A 16,435-nucleotide genomic window follows, 5' to 3' on the forward strand; every position below is an offset into this window, starting at 1 on the left:
TTATTTTACTTTGAAAAAAAGGAAGAAAAAGGTTAGAATATTCTAAAGAGTTTCCCCTTTTATGATAGAAGGAAGTGTATATATGAAAATTATGGACTATTACATTAGACTAAGACTACATGCACAAGATCAACAGCATATGCGAAATAGCTTACAAGAATTAGCGGATGTTTTATATTGCAGTACGAAAAACGTAAAGATTTTATTAAAGAAAATGAGCGAGGAGCAATTAATTAGCTGGACTCCAGGGCGAGGTCGCGGGAATAAAACGGAAATTCTATTTATACATAATTTCGTAGAAGCGATTGAGTCCTATACAGATGAACTGTTAGCGCAAGAAAAATTAAAAGATATCTTTCTTCTTTTAAAAGAACCCCTACCCCTTGCACTTCAAAAAAAGATAGAAAATAAACTACATCATCATTTTGGATACGAACCTTCAAATGATATGTACGACATATTAAAAATTCCTATATCGAGAAAGATAGTCCCATTAGATCCGGCTTTTGTGGCTGTAACTACAGAAAGCCATCTTACAAGTCAAATTTTTGATACGTTAGTCGTTTATAACGATGTTACGGAAAAAATGGAGCCACACATTGCGCATACGTGGGAATTAAGTGAAGACGGGCTTACGTGGACTTTTTATTTACGAAAGGATGTATATTTTCATAACGAAACAGTTTTAACTTCTAAAGATGTACGATTTTCATTTGAAAGACTAAAAGAAGTTCACTCTCCTTTCGAATGGTTAACAGCAGAAATTGTTCAAATTGAAACGCCATCACCACTGCAAATTCGATTTCATTTAGCAAAACAAAATTTATTTTTCTTACACTATGTAAGTTCCATACAACTAGCAATTTTGCCGCGTGATGCAGTTATTCAAAATCATCATTATATAGGTACTGGACCTTTCAAACTTGCCCATTACTCTGAAGATAATATCGTGCTCGAAGCGTTCACTCATTATTTTAAAGAGCGCGCTTTATTAGACCGTATTGAATTTTGGGGTATTCCTGATCATGTACAAATCGATGCTGATTATGAACTACCAAATGAAGAAGAAAATGAAAGGCATAATATACAAATAGAAGAAATAGGTTGTATTTATGCTGGCTTCAACTTTACAAAACCTGGTCCTCATCACGACATTTACTTTCGAAAGGCTTGGAGAGAACTATATGATGTTGAAATGATACTTCGTAACATAGAAGGAAGACGAACAATTGCTGCATCAAGCTTTTTCCCTGAAAGAAGTCGCCAAGCTTCTAAAAGGTCTTACTCTTTAGAAAAAGCAAAAGAGTATTTAAAAAAGAGCACTTATAATGGAGAGACGCTACATATTTACTTCTTCGCATTTAAAGATAGTGCAAATGATGCATATTTCTTAAAAGAACGATGTGATGGTCTAGGTATACAAGTAGAGCTTCACCCATTTCTCGTTTCAGATTATATGAACCGTTCTATCGATCAGCATGCCGATATTATTTTCATGGGAGAAGTGTTTGCTTCCAATCACGAACTTGCATTCTTAAATGTATTTAAAAATAAAAGTTGCTTCATAAACCGCTTCATGGACCCGCACTATGAAAAACAAATTAACTGTTTACTTGATACATTTTTATTAGAAGAAAATAAGGAGAAGCGCTATGAGCTCATGTATGAGATCGAAGAATTTTTACAAACAGAACACATCATTTTATTTAACTATCACGTTTTAAAAAGAAAGACATACCCTTCTTCTTTAAAAAACGTAACAATTGATTCATTCGGTTGGGCAAATTTTGCGAAGTTATGGATACAGCCATCCATGTATTAACATGCAAGTTTTTATAAAAGGAGAAGGTACTACATCCTTAGTAGTACCTTCTTCACATACAAATACAAACTATTATTTAATTACTTCATCTAAGTGATCTTTCAAGTTCAATAAATATTGCTCAATATCCGGATTCTTCACCACATCATAACAAGCAAAACTCTTTAACGGACTCATCCCAAGAAACTTCTGCACGCGGTGTAAATGACTAAGCGTTGATTCTAGACTTTCCCCTTCAAAGAACTTCGTCTTATCTCCAAATGAATTTTCAGGTGCATTCCAAGTTGTAGAGAACATATACTCTTTCTCTGTTAATAAACCACCTGTTCCGTATTCATCTGCACCTTTAAAGAACAAACCGTATTCATATACTTCATCCATATACGTTTTAAATAATCCTGGAACACTAAACCAATAAATCGGTGTTTGATAAATCACAACATCAGCCCATAAAAATTTATCTTGTTCTTCCTTTATATTGTATCCATCTTGAATCGTTGTTGTTTTCACTTGATGACTCTCGCTTAATACCGCCACCATATGATCCACTAACGTTTTATTTAATCGTCCTTCCTTTGTACCGTATTTTTCATGTCCATTTATAATAAATATTTTTTTCATCGTTTTCCTCTCCCCTACTCTATTCCTCGCTTATTAACCCAAGTTGCTGTTTCAACGTAAGATTATCTTCTAAATGCCAGTCTTCCGTAATCTTTCCGTCTTTCACATGCAAAATATCTATTGCAGAAAAGCTAATATTTTTACCGTTATGCGTTCCTGTAAAAGAAAGACGAGCTGTTACTTTATCACCGACGACTAATAAATCTTCAATCTCGCAATGTATATTAGGAACGACTTTACGAAAGTTTTGTGCTGCAAACTTTAACCCTTCAACACCTTGTGGTCGCTCTTTTGGCAACGTATTATCGAAAAAATCTTTCGTAACAGTCTGCGAAAGAAGCTCCTCTTTACCTGTATCCCAAAATGCATAAAAACGCTGCGCTGCATGAACCATTTCGGTCGCTTCCATTTTACTTAGTGAAGGATCGATTGTCATTTTTTTTGCCTTTGGCATTTCTTTTAATAACTGTACTTCAGTTTTTCCCTCCACGCCACATGCTACAAGCACAATACAAATAACAAACAAACTAAGAAATCCAAACAACTTTTTTATCCCCATGAAAATCACCACCTCCTCCTCTAAATCCTTTGTATTTCGTATTGCTATTGTATATGCACTTACTTCCTTTATGAAAGTAGTGATATTTTTTTCATATAGTTACCAAAAGTATAGTTTTGTGATACTATAAAGCAAATTCATTCAAAAAATTTTATGGAGGCTAGTTCCATGAACAATATAGATCCAGTTGAATTAACGAAAGGTTTACCTGGCATACCTTGTCCCATCGCTAAAACGCTTGATGTAATTCGTACAAAATGGACGTTTTTAATCATTCGCGACCTTCTTATCGAAGGAACATTACGCTTTAGTGATTTACAAAAATCAATGGACGGGATTAGCCCGAAAACATTATCGCTTCGACTAAAAGAATTAGAGTCTCAAGGCATTATAACGAGAAAAGTATATCCAGAAGTTCCGCCTCGTGTAGAGTACACATTAACGGATAAAGGAAAGCAATTAGAGGGGATATTTATTGAATTACAACGGTTTGGATTAAGCTTATAAACCAAAAAAACTTACCATCGTTAAACAGGCTATAATTAGAAGTAATTATAGCCTCATTGAAACGTAAGATTAAGAAGTTAGCAGAAGAGAAGAAACAATTACGTGAGCAATTGAAGATTGCTTATGCAGATATATACAAAAAGAATTTAGAATATGAGGGGGAACTTTGTCCACCTTTATTCTGTCACTAAGTAGCGTATAAATTTATATTTTATTAGTTTATCTTCACACTATTAAACGTCTCCATATGTGTGCATCAACTTAAAAATTTTATAATGCCCCCACAAGATAAAATCTATATTTTTTCTTGTGGGGGTATACACGCAAAGCAACTAAATCTTTGGCTTGTTATTTACTAGTTCGTTGCACAAACCCTACATTTCTAGCAGGATCTCGTAAAATATTAGAGGATAAAAGACTTGAATTTCTTGAGTAAATAGTTAAGAGTTCTCTATATTTTTAATTATTTCTTTTCCAATCTCTTTTAAAAGACATTTCAATTACATTCTAATATTCTCGACTACTTTTACAATTTTTCAATCTTCTCAAGTTATTTTATCTAAAATATGATTAATGTGCGCCACTTAATTTAACTAAAATTTTTGCTTGCGCTTTATCATGAATTAACGCTTCAAAACCTTGTTCAGCAATATTATCTATATCAACTTTGCTTGTAATAATTGATTGTGCAGGTAATCTTCCATTAGCGAGTAATTGAATGACCTCATTATAAGTTTCATTACTGTACCCCACAGATCCCAATAATTTTACGCCACTAAAGAGTAAGGAAGCAGGAGCATTAAATTGGATATCTTGAGTATGGAAGCTGATAACCATCATTGTGCCACGAACTTTAGTTGATTGAATGGCTTGATTAAATGTTGACTCAACACCTGCAGCTTCAATTGTCACATCTGCTCCATCTGGGAATAATTTACGAATTTCTTCTACAGGGTTTACTTCTTTAGCATTAAAGACATGCGTCGCACCCACTTCGGTTGCTTTGGCAAGCCGACTATCAAATAAATCAACAACAATAATATTAGAAGCACCTGCAGCTTTTGCACCTAAAACAGCAAATAGCCCAATAGGGCCGGCGCCATAAACAACAACAGTATCTCCTTCTCCTACATTTGAATCCTTAATTGATTGGAATGATACAGCTGCTGGTTCTACCATTGCTGCTACTTCTAGTGATAAATTATCTGGAATTTTAAAAATCGTTTTTTGTGGAAGTATCACGTATTCAGCAAACCCTCCGTCGATTTGTGCACCTACTGCGTCTAAAGTGATAAAACGTTCAGTTTCAGCATTTGAAGGATCTTTAAGCATCATTGGATAAATACATACTCTGTCCCCTTCTTTAAATTTTGTTACCAGGGAACCAACCTCTGCAATTTCACCAGAGAACTCATGTCCGATTACCATATTCTTATTCATTGGTACTGAATCTGGTGGCAAGTATGCATGTAAATCAGAACCACAAATACCAGCCCATGCCACTTTAACTTTTACATCATTGGGTTGTAACTCTTTTGTTTCTCTTTCCTCGATACGAATATCTTTTTCACCATACCACACTGCGGCTTTCATAAAAAATCCTCCCTCAAATAATTGGAATATTATATATAATTTTCATTTAATATTAGATCGTAATTCGTTTTTTAAAGCATAACGGTAATTTTTTTGCTCTTTAACCTTACTCATGCCTCCTTTGCTATGTTCAATAATCTATCATAGGTTTTTGAGGAAGACGATGAGCAAAAAATAATATACGTCTCGAATTGAGACATTTGTTTTAATTTGGTTCATTTATCAATAAGTTCTTAGAAATCTGAATCAACTCTTCTTTTGTATAGGAATATTCATTGCTTAACCATTTTTTTATAATCTCAAAAAAGCCACTACAGTAAAAATCACACAGTACCATTGGATAATCTGAGTTTTGGATTTTTTTCGAAAGCGGATCATTATATTCCATTGAGTTTTCATATAAATTTTCTGCACCAAATCGAATCAATTTTTCGTATAACTCAAGGCTATTATTTTTACTAGTAATATTAAAAAACAATGCACGATTAACATCTATGTATTCAATTATTTCCTCAAACAATGTATGTTCTAAATCCAATCCTTCTTTTGTTTGTTCAAAAAGATTGATTGCGATGGAATTTGATACATCGCTAAATAATTCATATTTATCCTCATAATGACGGTAAAATGTGCTTCTATGAATCATTGCTTTTTCACAAATATGATTGATTGTGATGGATGAAAATGTTTTTTCTTTTAATAAATCCATAAACGCATCTTTTATTATGTTTTGTGTGCGTAAACGTGTGAAATTACTCAATTTTAGTATCCTCCTATATTGAATCTAAGTACTGCATGAATTTGTAATTGTTTTCCTAATCCTTATCTCCTTTTAGTATGCCTAAATTAGTGATAATCTGGCATTTCCCCACGAATATAATCCTTTTATGAAACTGAGATGAATCATATAAATTTGGCTCTGGCGCGAATATACCAGAGCCAAAATATTTAATTTAGTTCACTTTTTACAGGGAAAGAATGTAATCCGTATATAGAACTACTATTTGAGATAGGAACAGGAAGATCCTGGTCAATAAATGAAAATGATTTATATCTTTTTATTAATTCCGTTAATACAATTTTTGCTTCTAATCTAGCTAGAGGAGCACCTAAACAAAAATGGATGCCATGTCCAAATGTAAGATGAGGATTACGTTTACGATATATGTTAAAACTATCGGCATCTTTGAATTGATGCGAGTCACGGTTAGCTGATCCAACCCAAGCTGAAATAATTTGGTCTACTTGTAAAGTTTGTCCTTTTAATTGAATCTCTTTTTTTACTCTGCGTACAATTCTTTGAACTGGTGAACGATACCGCAATACTTCTTCAATTGCTTTCGGAACAAGAGATACATCCTGTTGTAATTGATCATAAACATTTGGATGTTCTATGAAGCAATATAAAGCGTTTCCAAGTAAATTGGTTGTTGTTTCATTACCCGCTACTAAAAGTAGTTTACAAAACGGTACTATTTCTTTTCCTGAAATGTTTTTGTCCGCTTCACTTTGAACTAATAAAGAAATAATGTTATTTGAATCTTTTTTGGATTTCCCTCGATTGGATTGTATGATTTCTTCAAAAAACTCTCCTAATTCATTTTCTGCTTGTAAACGTGTATTAAAAAATTCTTCCAAATAATCCGAATCATCATGACTCGGTGAACTTACGATAATATCAGACCATCTCTTAAACCTTTCCATATCCTTAGCAGAAACACCTAACATTTCAGCAATTACTATAACTGGTAACGGATAAAATAACTCTCTAACAATATCAAAAGTTTCACGATTAGATAATTGATTGAGTATATCGTTTGTGATTTGCTGGATTCTAGGTTCCCATTCCCTTAATGCTTTAGGAGTGAAAGACCGATTTACAATAGACCGAATTTGCGTATGCTTTGGCGGATCCATCCCAAGAATACTTTGTGGAAATGGAGACTTTTTCTTCTCAGGCATAATACTAGAAAAGTACTCTTTATCCTCTAAGACAGTTTTTACATCTTCGTACAAAAAAACATTCCACATGTCTGCCTGATGATTAAAACAAATAGGCTCCTTTTCTCGCATCTCTTTATACCATGCAAATGGTTTATACGGATCTTCTAAAGCCTTTTTTCCCATCAACTTATTTGTAGGAATCATAACAACTGATTGATAAGGTGTTTTCATATACAACAATCTCCTCTCAAAAAAATTTCATTACACCGAATAATATTCACCGAATGTCATTCGGTGTAATGAGGATTATACAACAAGAACCAAAATATTCAAACTACTTTTTCGGTTTTAAAATATCCGTTAATATATAAATAAGGGGGAATAGACATTGCACAAAAAAACTCTGACAAATAGAAAACAACAAGCTTTACTAACACAGAACAATATATTTCATGTGTTTTTAAATTTAATGAGAGAAAAGAAATTTGAAAATATAACAATTGAAGATATTTGTAAAAAAGCAAATGTATCAGTAGGAACTTTTTATCATTATTTCACTTCCAAAGAGGATATTTATAAAAAATTATTTCAACAAATTGAAGAAAATCTACATGTTGAATTAGAAAATATAGATCAACATACAACAATGCAAACAACTATTTTAACTTTCTTCCAATGCATAGCTGAATATACAACTAAATTAGAGTTACATATAAATCTTCTTAACGATTTCAACAAAAGGTCATTTATATATGAGCCTTCACTCATTTACGAAGCTCTAAATGGCTTTGTTTACAAAGGACAACTTGAAAAAGAATTAACAAATGATATGAGTGTAGAAGAAATAACAACGTATCTTTTTACAATTGCTAGAGGACTTATATTAGATTGGTGTCTTTTAGATGGAAAATACTCACTAGAACAGAGAATGAATACTTATATGAATTTAGCATTGAAATCTTTAAAGCCTTAAATTTTAATCAAGCCCTACGCTTTGTTGCTTCATTTTGTACATTTCATTCAGTTTTATTTTTTCTAGGTGTTACGCAGCTGGAAAAAAAGAAAAAGCATGCCCCTTCTTTATACTGCGAGAAGGGCATGCTTTTTCTTTTTTTACAATACAACTTATAAATCCCACATCAATCCATTTCAAGATAGTTAATTTCCCTTTTCCTATCCCCTCGGAAAAGGAGAATAACAGTCAAAATACATATGAAAAATCAAGAAAATGAATATTTCATACAGGTTAGTTTTAGCACTGTGTATACTTTATATCGTTAAAAATCCATTAAAAAATGAACCACTTTGAGATATATGTCGCATTTTGAAACACATAAACATTTTTGATTATCGTTTTCCTCTAATGCCTATGATAAATTGCTATACATAGCTAGCTTACAATTATATTTCTAAAAATAATATTTCACCTTTCATAAAAAATAAAAAGGAGTTTTTAAAATGAAGAACCGAGTAAACCCAGCATTATTACCAGGCTTAGAAATGTATCCAGATCAAGATTTACGCCCAGAGTGTTTGCCAGTAATGAGAGAAGAAGCATCAAAAGTCTTCCCTCCTACCATTGTTGATGAAACTCTTTCTGTAACAAATGAAGTCATTGAGGGACCTGATGCAAATCCATTACGATTAAAAATTTATCATCCAAAATCAAATAATGAATCCTTACCTGCTCTGTTGTGGATACATGGTGGCGGATATATCTTGGGATCTATAAATGATAACGATGATCTTGCTGTAAAAATTGCAAAAGAGGCTAACTGTATGGTCGTTTCTGTAGATTACCGTTTAGCTCCTGAACATCCTTATCCAGCTCCAATTGAAGATTGTTATGCAGCATTAAAATGGATTGCTGATAACGCGGAGACATTGAACATTGATTCGAATCGAATTGGTGTTGCAGGAGTGAGCGCTGGTGGCGGACTAACAGCTGCATTAACATTATTAGCCCGTGATCGCCAATATCCTTCTATTTGTTTCCAAATGCCGCTTTATCCAATGATTGATGATCGTAATAACACACCTTCTGCCAATGAAATTAAAGAAGGATTTGTTTGGAATCAAAAATCAAATGAAGCTGGCTGGAAAATGTATTTAGGAGAATTACATGGAACGGATCATATTCCCGCTTATGCAGCCGCTGCTCGAGCAGAAGATTATCGTAATTTACCACGTACCTACACATGCGTTGGTCAATTGGACCCATTCCGTAGTGAAACATTAACCTATGTAACCAAACTTGCAGAAGCTGGTGTTGATGTCGAGTTCCATTTATATCCTGGAGCTTATCATGGGTTCGAAATGATGCATCCGGATACTGATATATCTATTCACGCTTGGAATGATTATGTGCGAGCAGTTAAAACTGGTTTCGCAAGAAAGTAACTAAGGTAGCGACAAAAAATTTCATAATAAAGGACAATTTTTAATGAAGAATAGAGTTCATCCAGAATTAAGAGAAATGTTTTCTGTATTACCAGAAGTAGATAATAGTCCGGAAAATTTCCAACAATATAGGAAATGGGCTAAAGAATCTTTTACTGCAACAGTTCTATCATCGAATGATGAAGTTACTGTATCTAATCGATTTATACCTGGGCCTGAAAGAGCGCCTGAAGTTAGAGTTCGCATTTATGAGCCAACTAAAAAAACAAAAGCTTTACCTGGGGTCCTTTGGATACACGGTGGTGGATATCAAGTGGGATCACCCGAAATGGATGACAAACTTTGTGAAAAGTTCGTATTGGAAGCCAACTGTATAGTGGTTTCGGTTGACTATCGATTAGCACCGGAAAATCCATTCCCTGCACCACTTGAGGACTGCTATGCAGCTTTACAGTGGGTTTCTAATAATTCGGAAGATCTTAGTGTCGATTCTTCTCGAATTGCAATTGCCGGAATGAGTGCGGGAGGTGGACTAACAGCAGCCCTTGCCCTTTTAGCAAGAGATAGAAAGGGACCATCAATCATATTCCAAATGCCACTATGCCCTATGATTGATGATCGTAATATAAAACCTTCTGCTTTTGAGATAACGGATTCAAAATTATGGAACAGAAAAGCTAATATCTCTGGCTGGAAAATGTATTTAGGTTCAGTTTACGGTGAAGAGGTGTCCCCATACGCTGCTCCAGCTCGTGCAACTGACCTTACAGGACTTCCACCAACTTATACAATGGTGGGTGAAATAGACTTATTCCGAGACGAGACAATTGAATATGCGAATAGATTAATGCAAGCTGGAGTACCAACAGAGTTTCATGTTTATCCTGGTGGCTACCATGGATTCGAATTAATAGTGCCTAATGCTGAAATTAGCCAAAGAGCTGAGGAAGAATATATCAGTGCATTAAAGCGAGCATTACAAAAAACAGAAGTTTAAATATATATGAGGATTTTATATAGCATATAGTAAAAAATAAGAGAAAGAGTCTATGAAGAGAGCAGCTCCTCTGTCACTAAGTCTTATAGAGATAAAAAAGTACTGGCAATGCCAGTACTTTTTTATTATTATTTATGCTCGCTGTTCAACATTGACTCTTTTAATAAAGAACGAGATTATTAATCCAACAATTACTACAATGATAGCAAAGATAAAGGTATTTTGAACACCGTTTGTAAAGGCCAGAACTTGGTTTAATGGATTTTCTTTATCAGATACTGTCTGAAGGAAGCTTCTTGAACCTGAGGAAAGAATTGAAATTCCAACAGCTGTTCCAATAGCACCAGCAACTTGTTGTAAGGTGTTCATAATCGCTGTTCCATGCGGGTATAGTTCAGGTGGCAGCTGATTTAATCCGTTTGTTTGAGCTGGCATCATAATCATTGAAATTCCAACCATAAGTGCAATGTGTAGTGCAACAATAAATCCTGTAGATGTTTCCAATGTTAAGGTTGAGAAACCATACAGTGCACATGCTACAATGACAAGTCCAGGAATAACTAGCCATTTAGGACCAAAACGGTCAAATAATCCCCCCATAACAGGCGAAAGAATTCCATTAATAATTCCTCCCGGTAGAAGCATAAGACCCGCTGCAAACGTTGATAACGCCAATGATGTTTGTAAGTATAATGGTAAAATCATCATCGTACAAAGCAGCACCATCATGCATACTAAAATTAAGAGAAGTCCAATAACGAACATTGGATATTTAAAAGCCTTAAGGTCTAACATTGGCTCATCCATCTTCATTTGACGAAGGGAAAATGCAATTAATCCAACGACTCCAATAACAAGAGAAAGAATAACGTGTGAGCTTCCCCAGCCTCCACTTTCTCCAGCGCTACTGAAACCAAATACGATACCGCCAAAACCAATTGTTGAAAGAATGATTGAGAAAATATCGATTCTTGGCTTTGTTAGTTTTGTTACGTTTTGCATGAAGAATGTACCAAATACTAATGCGATAATTAATAATGGGAGTGAAATCCAAAAAATCCAGTGCCACGTTAACGTTTTTAGAATCAACCCTGAGACGGTTGGTCCAACAGCTGGAGCAAACATAATGACAAGCCCGATAATTCCCATAGCTCTTCCACGCTTATGTGGTGGAATAATAACAAGAATGGTGTTAAACATAAGTGGTAAAAGTAAAGCTGTTCCTACTGCTTGTACAATGCGGGCAATCATTAATACGCTAAATGTTGGTGCAATAGCTCCGATTAATGTTCCGATAATGGAGAATACAAGAGATGCGATAAAAAGCTGTCTTGTTGTAAACCATTGAAGAATTAAACCTGAAATTGGCACAAGAATTCCTAATGTTAATAAGTAGCCGGTTGTCAGCCACTGTGCTGTTGTCTCTAGAATATCAAAACCTGTAATTAAATCTTTTAACGCCATATTTAAGGCTGTTTCACTAAACAAGCCGATAAATCCAGCAATAAGAAATGACGTAATAATCGGCAGAGCTCTGATGTTAGAGTTCTCTGCTGTTGTTTGTTGATTCCCCATATTAAATTGTCTTCCTCTCTCTTACCTAATTCTTTTATTTGAATTTTCGATTTTAATAACCTTTCCTTAACACCTCGTGGCACTCCCAAATCAGCTCTTCTATTCCCGTCTGGCCTTTCAGCCTACGGCGAACGATTTCTGAGGATAGATTCTGGACTTTGAGCGCTCTTGGTGCTCTTCTTTCGAAGTATGCCTGAAAGGCTGCTTCAATGTCATTATTGTTTTTGAGCTCTTCGGCGAGAACGATTGCATCCTCAATAGCCATGGCTCCTCCTTGCGCAAGAGTCGGAGCTCCGACGTGGGCGGCGTCTCCTCCAATGACGACGCGGCCTTTGTACCATGGCTCTTGCACTGCGACTTGTTCCAATTTGTTAAAAATAACAGGGTAATCTTTTGACATATGCTTTGTAATAAAATCAAGTCCCGGAAAGCCTAAGAGAATCTCTTTGACTCTATTAAACCGGGTATCTTCCTCATCCCAGTAATCGCTGGCGCAAGGCTGGAGCACAAAGACATAGCCGGCGCGTTCAGCTAATGGTACGACGCCGATTTGCGTTTCTCCGCTTATATACATCAATGACGAATCCTCAAATTTGTAATCAGGAAGCTCGAAATAAAATCGCCACGCTCCCATACCGAGATGCTCTTTTTCTATTTCCTTTTGCAGCATCATATTCCTTACAGTTGAATGAATGCCGTCAAAGCCTACTAAAATATCAGCCTTTATCTTTTCTCCGTCGTCAAATATGGCAGAGACCGATTCAGCCCTTTCTTCATAAGCAACAACCTTTTTCCCCCACTTGATATCTACACCCGCTGCATCAGCATGCTTGATGAGAATATCACTTAATGTTTTTCGCGGGATATTATTGCGCCCTGGAAGTGTGTCGTCTAAAAAGGATTCACTGACTTGAAACTGCAGATTCCCCTGTGCATCAAATGTTTTCAGCCATTTTGTTTGAAAGCCATGTTCACAACACTCTTCGAATACATCCAATTCTTTCAAGACAGCCAGTGCGTTTTGCGGCATAAGAATCCCCGCACCGGTTTTGCGATTTTCTAAAGCCGCTTCGCACAAGGTAACAGAAAATCCTACTTTACTAAGGGAAATAGACGCTGACAATCCGCCAATTCCCCCACCAGCTATCAAAATATGTTTCATATAAATAACCCCTTTTAGTTCTTTAAAAAATAGTTAGGCGCCTAACTACATTACTTTACTACATCCTCAGAAAAATTGTCAATCATCTTTAAGTCAGGTTGTATTATGATATTAACTCCTTTATAATCGTGTCATAACTAACGAACGGGAGCTTATTTTAATGGAATTAAAACATTTACCTAAATATAAATATTTAACAGAACACACCGAGACGTATTCCAATATAGATGCCAGTTCTCTTGAATTGTTTTTATCTCTATTTGATATATCAAAAAAAATGAATCATGTGATGGAGCGTTACTTTGCAGGCAGAGGGCTGTCTGAAGGAAAATTCAAAATCCTGATGCTACTCTTCGACGCAAAAGACCACTCGTTAAGTCCGACAGAACTTGCAAAGCAATCAAACGTTACGAAAGCAACGATTACAGGTTTGCTGGACGGGCTGGTGAGGGACGGTTTTGTCAGCCGCACGCATCAAAATAAGGATAAACGAAAAATCAGCATTGAACTGACAAAAGAGGGAAAAGAACAACTGAAACAATTTCTACCCGGTCATTTCAGTAAAATCTCTGCGGTAATGGAAAACTACAGCGATGAGGAAAAAGAAATGTTTATCAATATCCTGGGAGATCTATTTGAAAAACTGAGCGTGTTTAAAGACTAAAACGCATTTTTTTGGTCCCACCACATCGTTATTCAGCTAAAATTTTATAGTATATAGTACCCCTAGAACGAAATTTTGTACTAACTTGTAATAAAATATTCATTTTTTCATTTTGAGGGTATTTGTATTGCTTAGGTTGATGGCGGTGAGACTAGTTCCATGAACGATATAAATCCAGTTGAATTAATGAAAGGTTTACCTGGCATACCTTGTGCCCTATCGCTAAAACGATTGATGTAATTCGTACAAAATGGACGTTTCTAATCATCCGTGACCTTCTTATCGAAGGAACATTACACTTTAGTGATTTACAAAATCAATGGACGGCATTAGTCCGAAAACATTATTGCTTCAACTAAAAGAATTAGAAGCTCAAGACATTATAACGAGAAAAGTATATCCAGAAGTTCCGCCTCGTGTAGAGTACACATTAACGGATAAAGGAAAGCAATTAGAGAGGATATTTATTGAATTAAAGCGGTTTGGATTAAGCTTATAAACCAAAAACCCCTTACCATCGTAAGGGGTTTTATTACTTCGCAAAACTTTCAGCTAGCTGTTTTTCTCTCCACATAAATGTAATAGCGAGACCAACTATTAAAACAATTCCTGAAAATGCATATGGATAATGAATGTTCATATCAAATAATATTCCACCCATTGCTGGTCCTGCTATATTTCCTAAACTCGTATAAGTCGAGTTCATACCAGCAACGAATCCTTGCTCTTTTCCAGCTGCTTTTGATAAAAACGTCGTTAAAGCTGGGCGAAGCAAATCAAATGCAAGGAAAATGAAGCACGTAACGAGAAGTACAATCCAATAATTAAAGACTACAGTTGAAACGAACGCTAATACTGCACCTACAATTAAACAGATTTGAATTAACACTTTTTCACCGAACATATCAACCAATTTACCAAACATAAATACTTGCACAACTACCCCAAAGATTGAACTAATTGTAATAATTGCCGCAATATCTTTCGGTGTGAACCCAAACTTATGATCAGAAAACAGACTAAACACCGTTTCATATGCCGATAAACCGAACGCAAGTACAAATACGATAATAAATGCGATTGCATACATTGGATGTAATGATTTCTTTAAATCACCAATAAAGCTTGATTCTTTCGTATTAGAAGAAATCTCTGCAAGCTCTTCTTTCGTTAACGGTTCTTTCAAAATAAAGATCGAAATGACACATGCTATAAAAGCAATTGCTGCTGCAACGAAAAACGGCACACGTATACCGTATTCTGCAATAAATCCGCCGATTCCAGGTCCTATAATAAAGCCGGTACTAATAGCAGCAGATAAATACCCCATCGCCTTTGGACGTTCCTGTATAGATGTAATATCCGCAACATATGCCGTAACACCAGGCATAATAAACGCAGCACTAATTCCGCCTAACACCCTCGCTGCATAGAGCATCCATACATCTGTTCCTAATCCAAACAGAAGCTCTGAAACACCAAAAATAAATAATCCAATGATTATCATTTTCTTCCTACCATAAAGGTCGACCCACCGGCCTGTAATAGGTGAAGCAATAAGCTGAGCCATTGCAAACACTGCAACGAGATATCCCATCGTCTTACCTGTTAAACCCATATCATTCATAAAGGACGGCATAACCGGAATGATTAATCCAATCCCTAAAAAAGCGATAAATATATTACTCAAAAGAATGACCAATACCATCTTTTGTTCTTTTATCGGTTTCTTCACTTTCAACACCTCTTCCCGTAAGCTCCCCTCAAAAAAATAATGCCCAAGAAGCTTTTTCTTTATCCTGCTATTTGTGGGCTAATCATGAGTAGAGATGCCCCTACTCGTTAGAATTTCGCTGTATCCTTCCACACATACATACGCATTAGATGAATGACTATCATTCAGTTTTCCTCAAAAATGAACCTACCTTCTCAGACAGGTTCATCTCACTATTTCTTTATATGTAATGCATGTGTTAAAAAATCTAGTACTTCTGCCTTTTGTAACTCGACTTGCTCATCATCTTTATGATCATATAAATACACTTGCTCCGCTGCTGATTCAACTAGAGCGATAAATAACTTCGCTGTTCGCTCTGCGTGGACCGAATCACGAATTTCACCCGCTTCTTTCGCCTCATTTAAAAATTCACTTAGCCACATATAAAGAGGCTCATACACAGCTTCCCATTCTTTTATATGTTCTGTAGATGCAAGACCCGCATACATTAAAGCTTGTATTTCACGATATTCCTCTATGAAGTGAAACACCGCATCTATTACTTGCGTTACTTTACTTGAGAAAGGCGCATCGTTTTGCACTTTTTCTTTTACTGCAAGTATCATCTTTTCAACCATCACTTCTGCTATTGCAGGCATAACAGATAACTTAGAAGGAAAATATAAATAGAAAGTTCCTTGTGCAATGCCAGCTAATTTCACGATATCAGAAATCTTCGTTTTTTCAACGCCCTTTTCCTGAAATACTTCAATCGCTGCATAGACAATTTTCTCTTTTTTATTCATCATCTAAACCCTTTCACACGCGTATTGAATGACTGTCACTCATTTTATAAGATAATCGATTGTACTGT

The 16,435-nt window shown here is 35.4% G+C and carries 16 protein-coding genes and 1 pseudogene; 8 read left to right on the top strand and 9 right to left on the bottom strand.

All coding sequences use genetic code 11. The features are described from left to right. Positions 1-61: 61 nt before the first annotated feature. Entirely contained in the window at positions 62-1,822 is a 1,761-nt protein-coding gene (locus QCI47_RS23715) for an SgrR family transcriptional regulator (RefSeq protein ID WP_139339197.1), read from the top strand. 72 nt (positions 1,823-1,894) lie between these two features. On the opposite strand, the gene QCI47_RS23720 is transcribed toward QCI47_RS23715, so the two are convergent. Together QCI47_RS23720 and QCI47_RS23725 are read right to left on the bottom strand one after the other, a co-directional pair. Further along, on the bottom strand, positions 1,895-2,443 hold the full coding sequence (locus QCI47_RS23720; protein WP_000718020.1) for an NAD(P)H-dependent oxidoreductase: 549 nt from the start codon (positions 2,441-2,443) through the stop codon (positions 1,895-1,897). 19 nt (positions 2,444-2,462) lie between these two features. Then, positions 2,463-3,002: an ester cyclase gene (locus QCI47_RS23725; protein ID WP_000511555.1), complete on the bottom strand. Its 540-nt coding sequence runs from the start codon at positions 3,000-3,002 to the stop codon at positions 2,463-2,465. Positions 3,003-3,170: 168 nt separating this feature from the next. Here QCI47_RS23725 and QCI47_RS23730 point away from each other — a divergent pair, with 168 nt between their 5' ends. Beyond that, positions 3,171-3,509: a winged helix-turn-helix transcriptional regulator gene (locus QCI47_RS23730; RefSeq protein WP_309422401.1), complete on the top strand. Its 339-nt coding sequence runs from the start codon at positions 3,171-3,173 to the stop codon at positions 3,507-3,509. Between the two features lie 56 nt (positions 3,510-3,565). Next, positions 3,566-3,700: a hypothetical protein gene (locus QCI47_RS23735; RefSeq protein WP_255256530.1), complete on the top strand. Its 135-nt coding sequence runs from the start codon at positions 3,566-3,568 to the stop codon at positions 3,698-3,700. A gap of 379 nt (positions 3,701-4,079) precedes the next feature. Here the strand turns inward: QCI47_RS23735 and QCI47_RS23740 are convergent, their stop codons facing one another. From QCI47_RS23740 to QCI47_RS23750, 3 genes are all read right to left on the bottom strand, one after another. Next, a complete protein-coding gene (locus QCI47_RS23740) occupies positions 4,080-5,102 on the bottom strand; it encodes a 2,3-butanediol dehydrogenase (protein WP_309422403.1) in 1,023 nt (340 codons plus the stop codon). Between the two features lie 205 nt (positions 5,103-5,307). Next, a complete protein-coding gene (locus QCI47_RS23745; protein WP_000064552.1) occupies positions 5,308-5,862 on the bottom strand; it encodes a TetR/AcrR family transcriptional regulator in 555 nt (184 codons plus the stop codon). A 188-nt stretch (positions 5,863-6,050) separates the two neighbouring features. After that, positions 6,051-7,277, bottom strand: coding sequence for a cytochrome P450 (locus tag QCI47_RS23750; protein WP_076868821.1), 1,227 nt, complete (start codon positions 7,275-7,277; stop codon positions 6,051-6,053). A gap of 157 nt (positions 7,278-7,434) precedes the next feature. Here QCI47_RS23750 and QCI47_RS23755 point away from each other — a divergent pair, with 157 nt between their 5' ends. The 3 genes from QCI47_RS23755 (at position 7,435) to QCI47_RS23765 (ending at position 10,443) form a co-directional block, all read left to right on the top strand. After that, positions 7,435-8,019, top strand: a complete 585-nt coding sequence (locus tag QCI47_RS23755; RefSeq protein WP_000549137.1) for a TetR/AcrR family transcriptional regulator — start codon at positions 7,435-7,437, stop codon at positions 8,017-8,019. 485 nt (positions 8,020-8,504) lie between these two features. Next, positions 8,505-9,446 carry an alpha/beta hydrolase gene (locus QCI47_RS23760; protein WP_242230744.1) on the top strand — a complete coding sequence of 314 codons (942 nt, stop codon included), beginning with the start codon at positions 8,505-8,507 and terminating at the stop codon, positions 9,444-9,446. A gap of 43 nt (positions 9,447-9,489) precedes the next feature. Further along, the gene (locus QCI47_RS23765) at positions 9,490-10,443 is read left to right on the top strand and encodes an alpha/beta hydrolase (protein ID WP_309422404.1); all 954 of its coding nucleotides are present in this window, start codon (positions 9,490-9,492) and stop codon (positions 10,441-10,443) included. Positions 10,444-10,575: 132 nt separating this feature from the next. Here QCI47_RS23765 and QCI47_RS23770 read toward each other — a convergent pair whose 3' ends face one another. Beyond that, complete coding sequence (locus tag QCI47_RS23770) at positions 10,576-12,018, bottom strand: DHA2 family efflux MFS transporter permease subunit (RefSeq protein ID WP_000528112.1); 1,443 nt, start codon at positions 12,016-12,018, stop codon at positions 10,576-10,578. A 52-nt stretch (positions 12,019-12,070) separates the two neighbouring features. After that, the gene (locus QCI47_RS23775; protein WP_000680551.1) at positions 12,071-13,180 is read right to left on the bottom strand and encodes an FAD-dependent oxidoreductase; all 1,110 of its coding nucleotides are present in this window, start codon (positions 13,178-13,180) and stop codon (positions 12,071-12,073) included. A gap of 160 nt (positions 13,181-13,340) precedes the next feature. Here QCI47_RS23775 and yetL point away from each other — a divergent pair, with 160 nt between their 5' ends. Further along, positions 13,341-13,844: a transcriptional regulator YetL gene (yetL, locus tag QCI47_RS23780; protein ID WP_000420689.1), complete on the top strand. Its 504-nt coding sequence runs from the start codon at positions 13,341-13,343 to the stop codon at positions 13,842-13,844. 159 nt (positions 13,845-14,003) lie between these two features. Then, positions 14,004-14,343 (top strand): annotated as a pseudogene (locus QCI47_RS23785) (winged helix-turn-helix transcriptional regulator). 33 nt (positions 14,344-14,376) lie between these two features. Here QCI47_RS23785 and QCI47_RS23790 read toward each other — a convergent pair. Together QCI47_RS23790 and QCI47_RS23795 are read right to left on the bottom strand one after the other, a co-directional pair. After that, positions 14,377-15,579, bottom strand: coding sequence for an MFS transporter (locus tag QCI47_RS23790; protein ID WP_076868818.1), 1,203 nt, complete (start codon positions 15,577-15,579; stop codon positions 14,377-14,379). A gap of 212 nt (positions 15,580-15,791) precedes the next feature. Further along, positions 15,792-16,370, bottom strand: a complete 579-nt coding sequence (locus tag QCI47_RS23795) for a TetR/AcrR family transcriptional regulator (RefSeq protein ID WP_002163739.1) — start codon at positions 16,368-16,370, stop codon at positions 15,792-15,794. Between the last annotated feature and the right edge of the window lie 65 nt (positions 16,371-16,435).

Source organism: Bacillus cereus group sp. RP29 (assembly GCF_040459765.1).
Lineage (GTDB): Bacteria > Bacillota > Bacilli > Bacillales > Bacillaceae_G > Bacillus_A > Bacillus_A paranthracis.

Bases quoted from the DNA above. Each gene is read 5' to 3' on its own strand.
- QCI47_RS23720 (WP_000718020.1), bottom strand. From the start codon at position 2,443: ATGAAAAAAATATTTATTATAAATGGACATGAAAAATACGGTACAAAG.
- QCI47_RS23770 (WP_000528112.1), bottom strand. From the start codon at position 12,018: ATGGGGAATCAACAAACAACAGCAGAGAACTCTAACATCAGAGCTCTG.
- QCI47_RS23715 (WP_139339197.1), top strand. From the start codon at position 62: ATGATAGAAGGAAGTGTATATATGAAAATTATGGACTATTACATTAGA.
- yetL (WP_000420689.1), top strand. From the start codon at position 13,341: ATGGAATTAAAACATTTACCTAAATATAAATATTTAACAGAACACACC.
- QCI47_RS23775 (WP_000680551.1), bottom strand. From the start codon at position 13,180: ATGAAACATATTTTGATAGCTGGTGGGGGAATTGGCGGATTGTCAGCG.
- QCI47_RS23740 (WP_309422403.1), bottom strand. From the start codon at position 5,102: ATGAAAGCCGCAGTGTGGTATGGTGAAAAAGATATTCGTATCGAGGAA.
- QCI47_RS23730 (WP_309422401.1), top strand. From the start codon at position 3,171: ATGAACAATATAGATCCAGTTGAATTAACGAAAGGTTTACCTGGCATA.
- QCI47_RS23750 (WP_076868821.1), bottom strand. From the start codon at position 7,277: ATGAAAACACCTTATCAATCAGTTGTTATGATTCCTACAAATAAGTTG.
- QCI47_RS23725 (WP_000511555.1), bottom strand. From the start codon at position 3,002: ATGGGGATAAAAAAGTTGTTTGGATTTCTTAGTTTGTTTGTTATTTGT.
- QCI47_RS23760 (WP_242230744.1), top strand. From the start codon at position 8,505: ATGAAGAACCGAGTAAACCCAGCATTATTACCAGGCTTAGAAATGTAT.
- QCI47_RS23765 (WP_309422404.1), top strand. From the start codon at position 9,490: ATGAAGAATAGAGTTCATCCAGAATTAAGAGAAATGTTTTCTGTATTA.
- QCI47_RS23795 (WP_002163739.1), bottom strand. From the start codon at position 16,370: ATGATGAATAAAAAAGAGAAAATTGTCTATGCAGCGATTGAAGTATTT.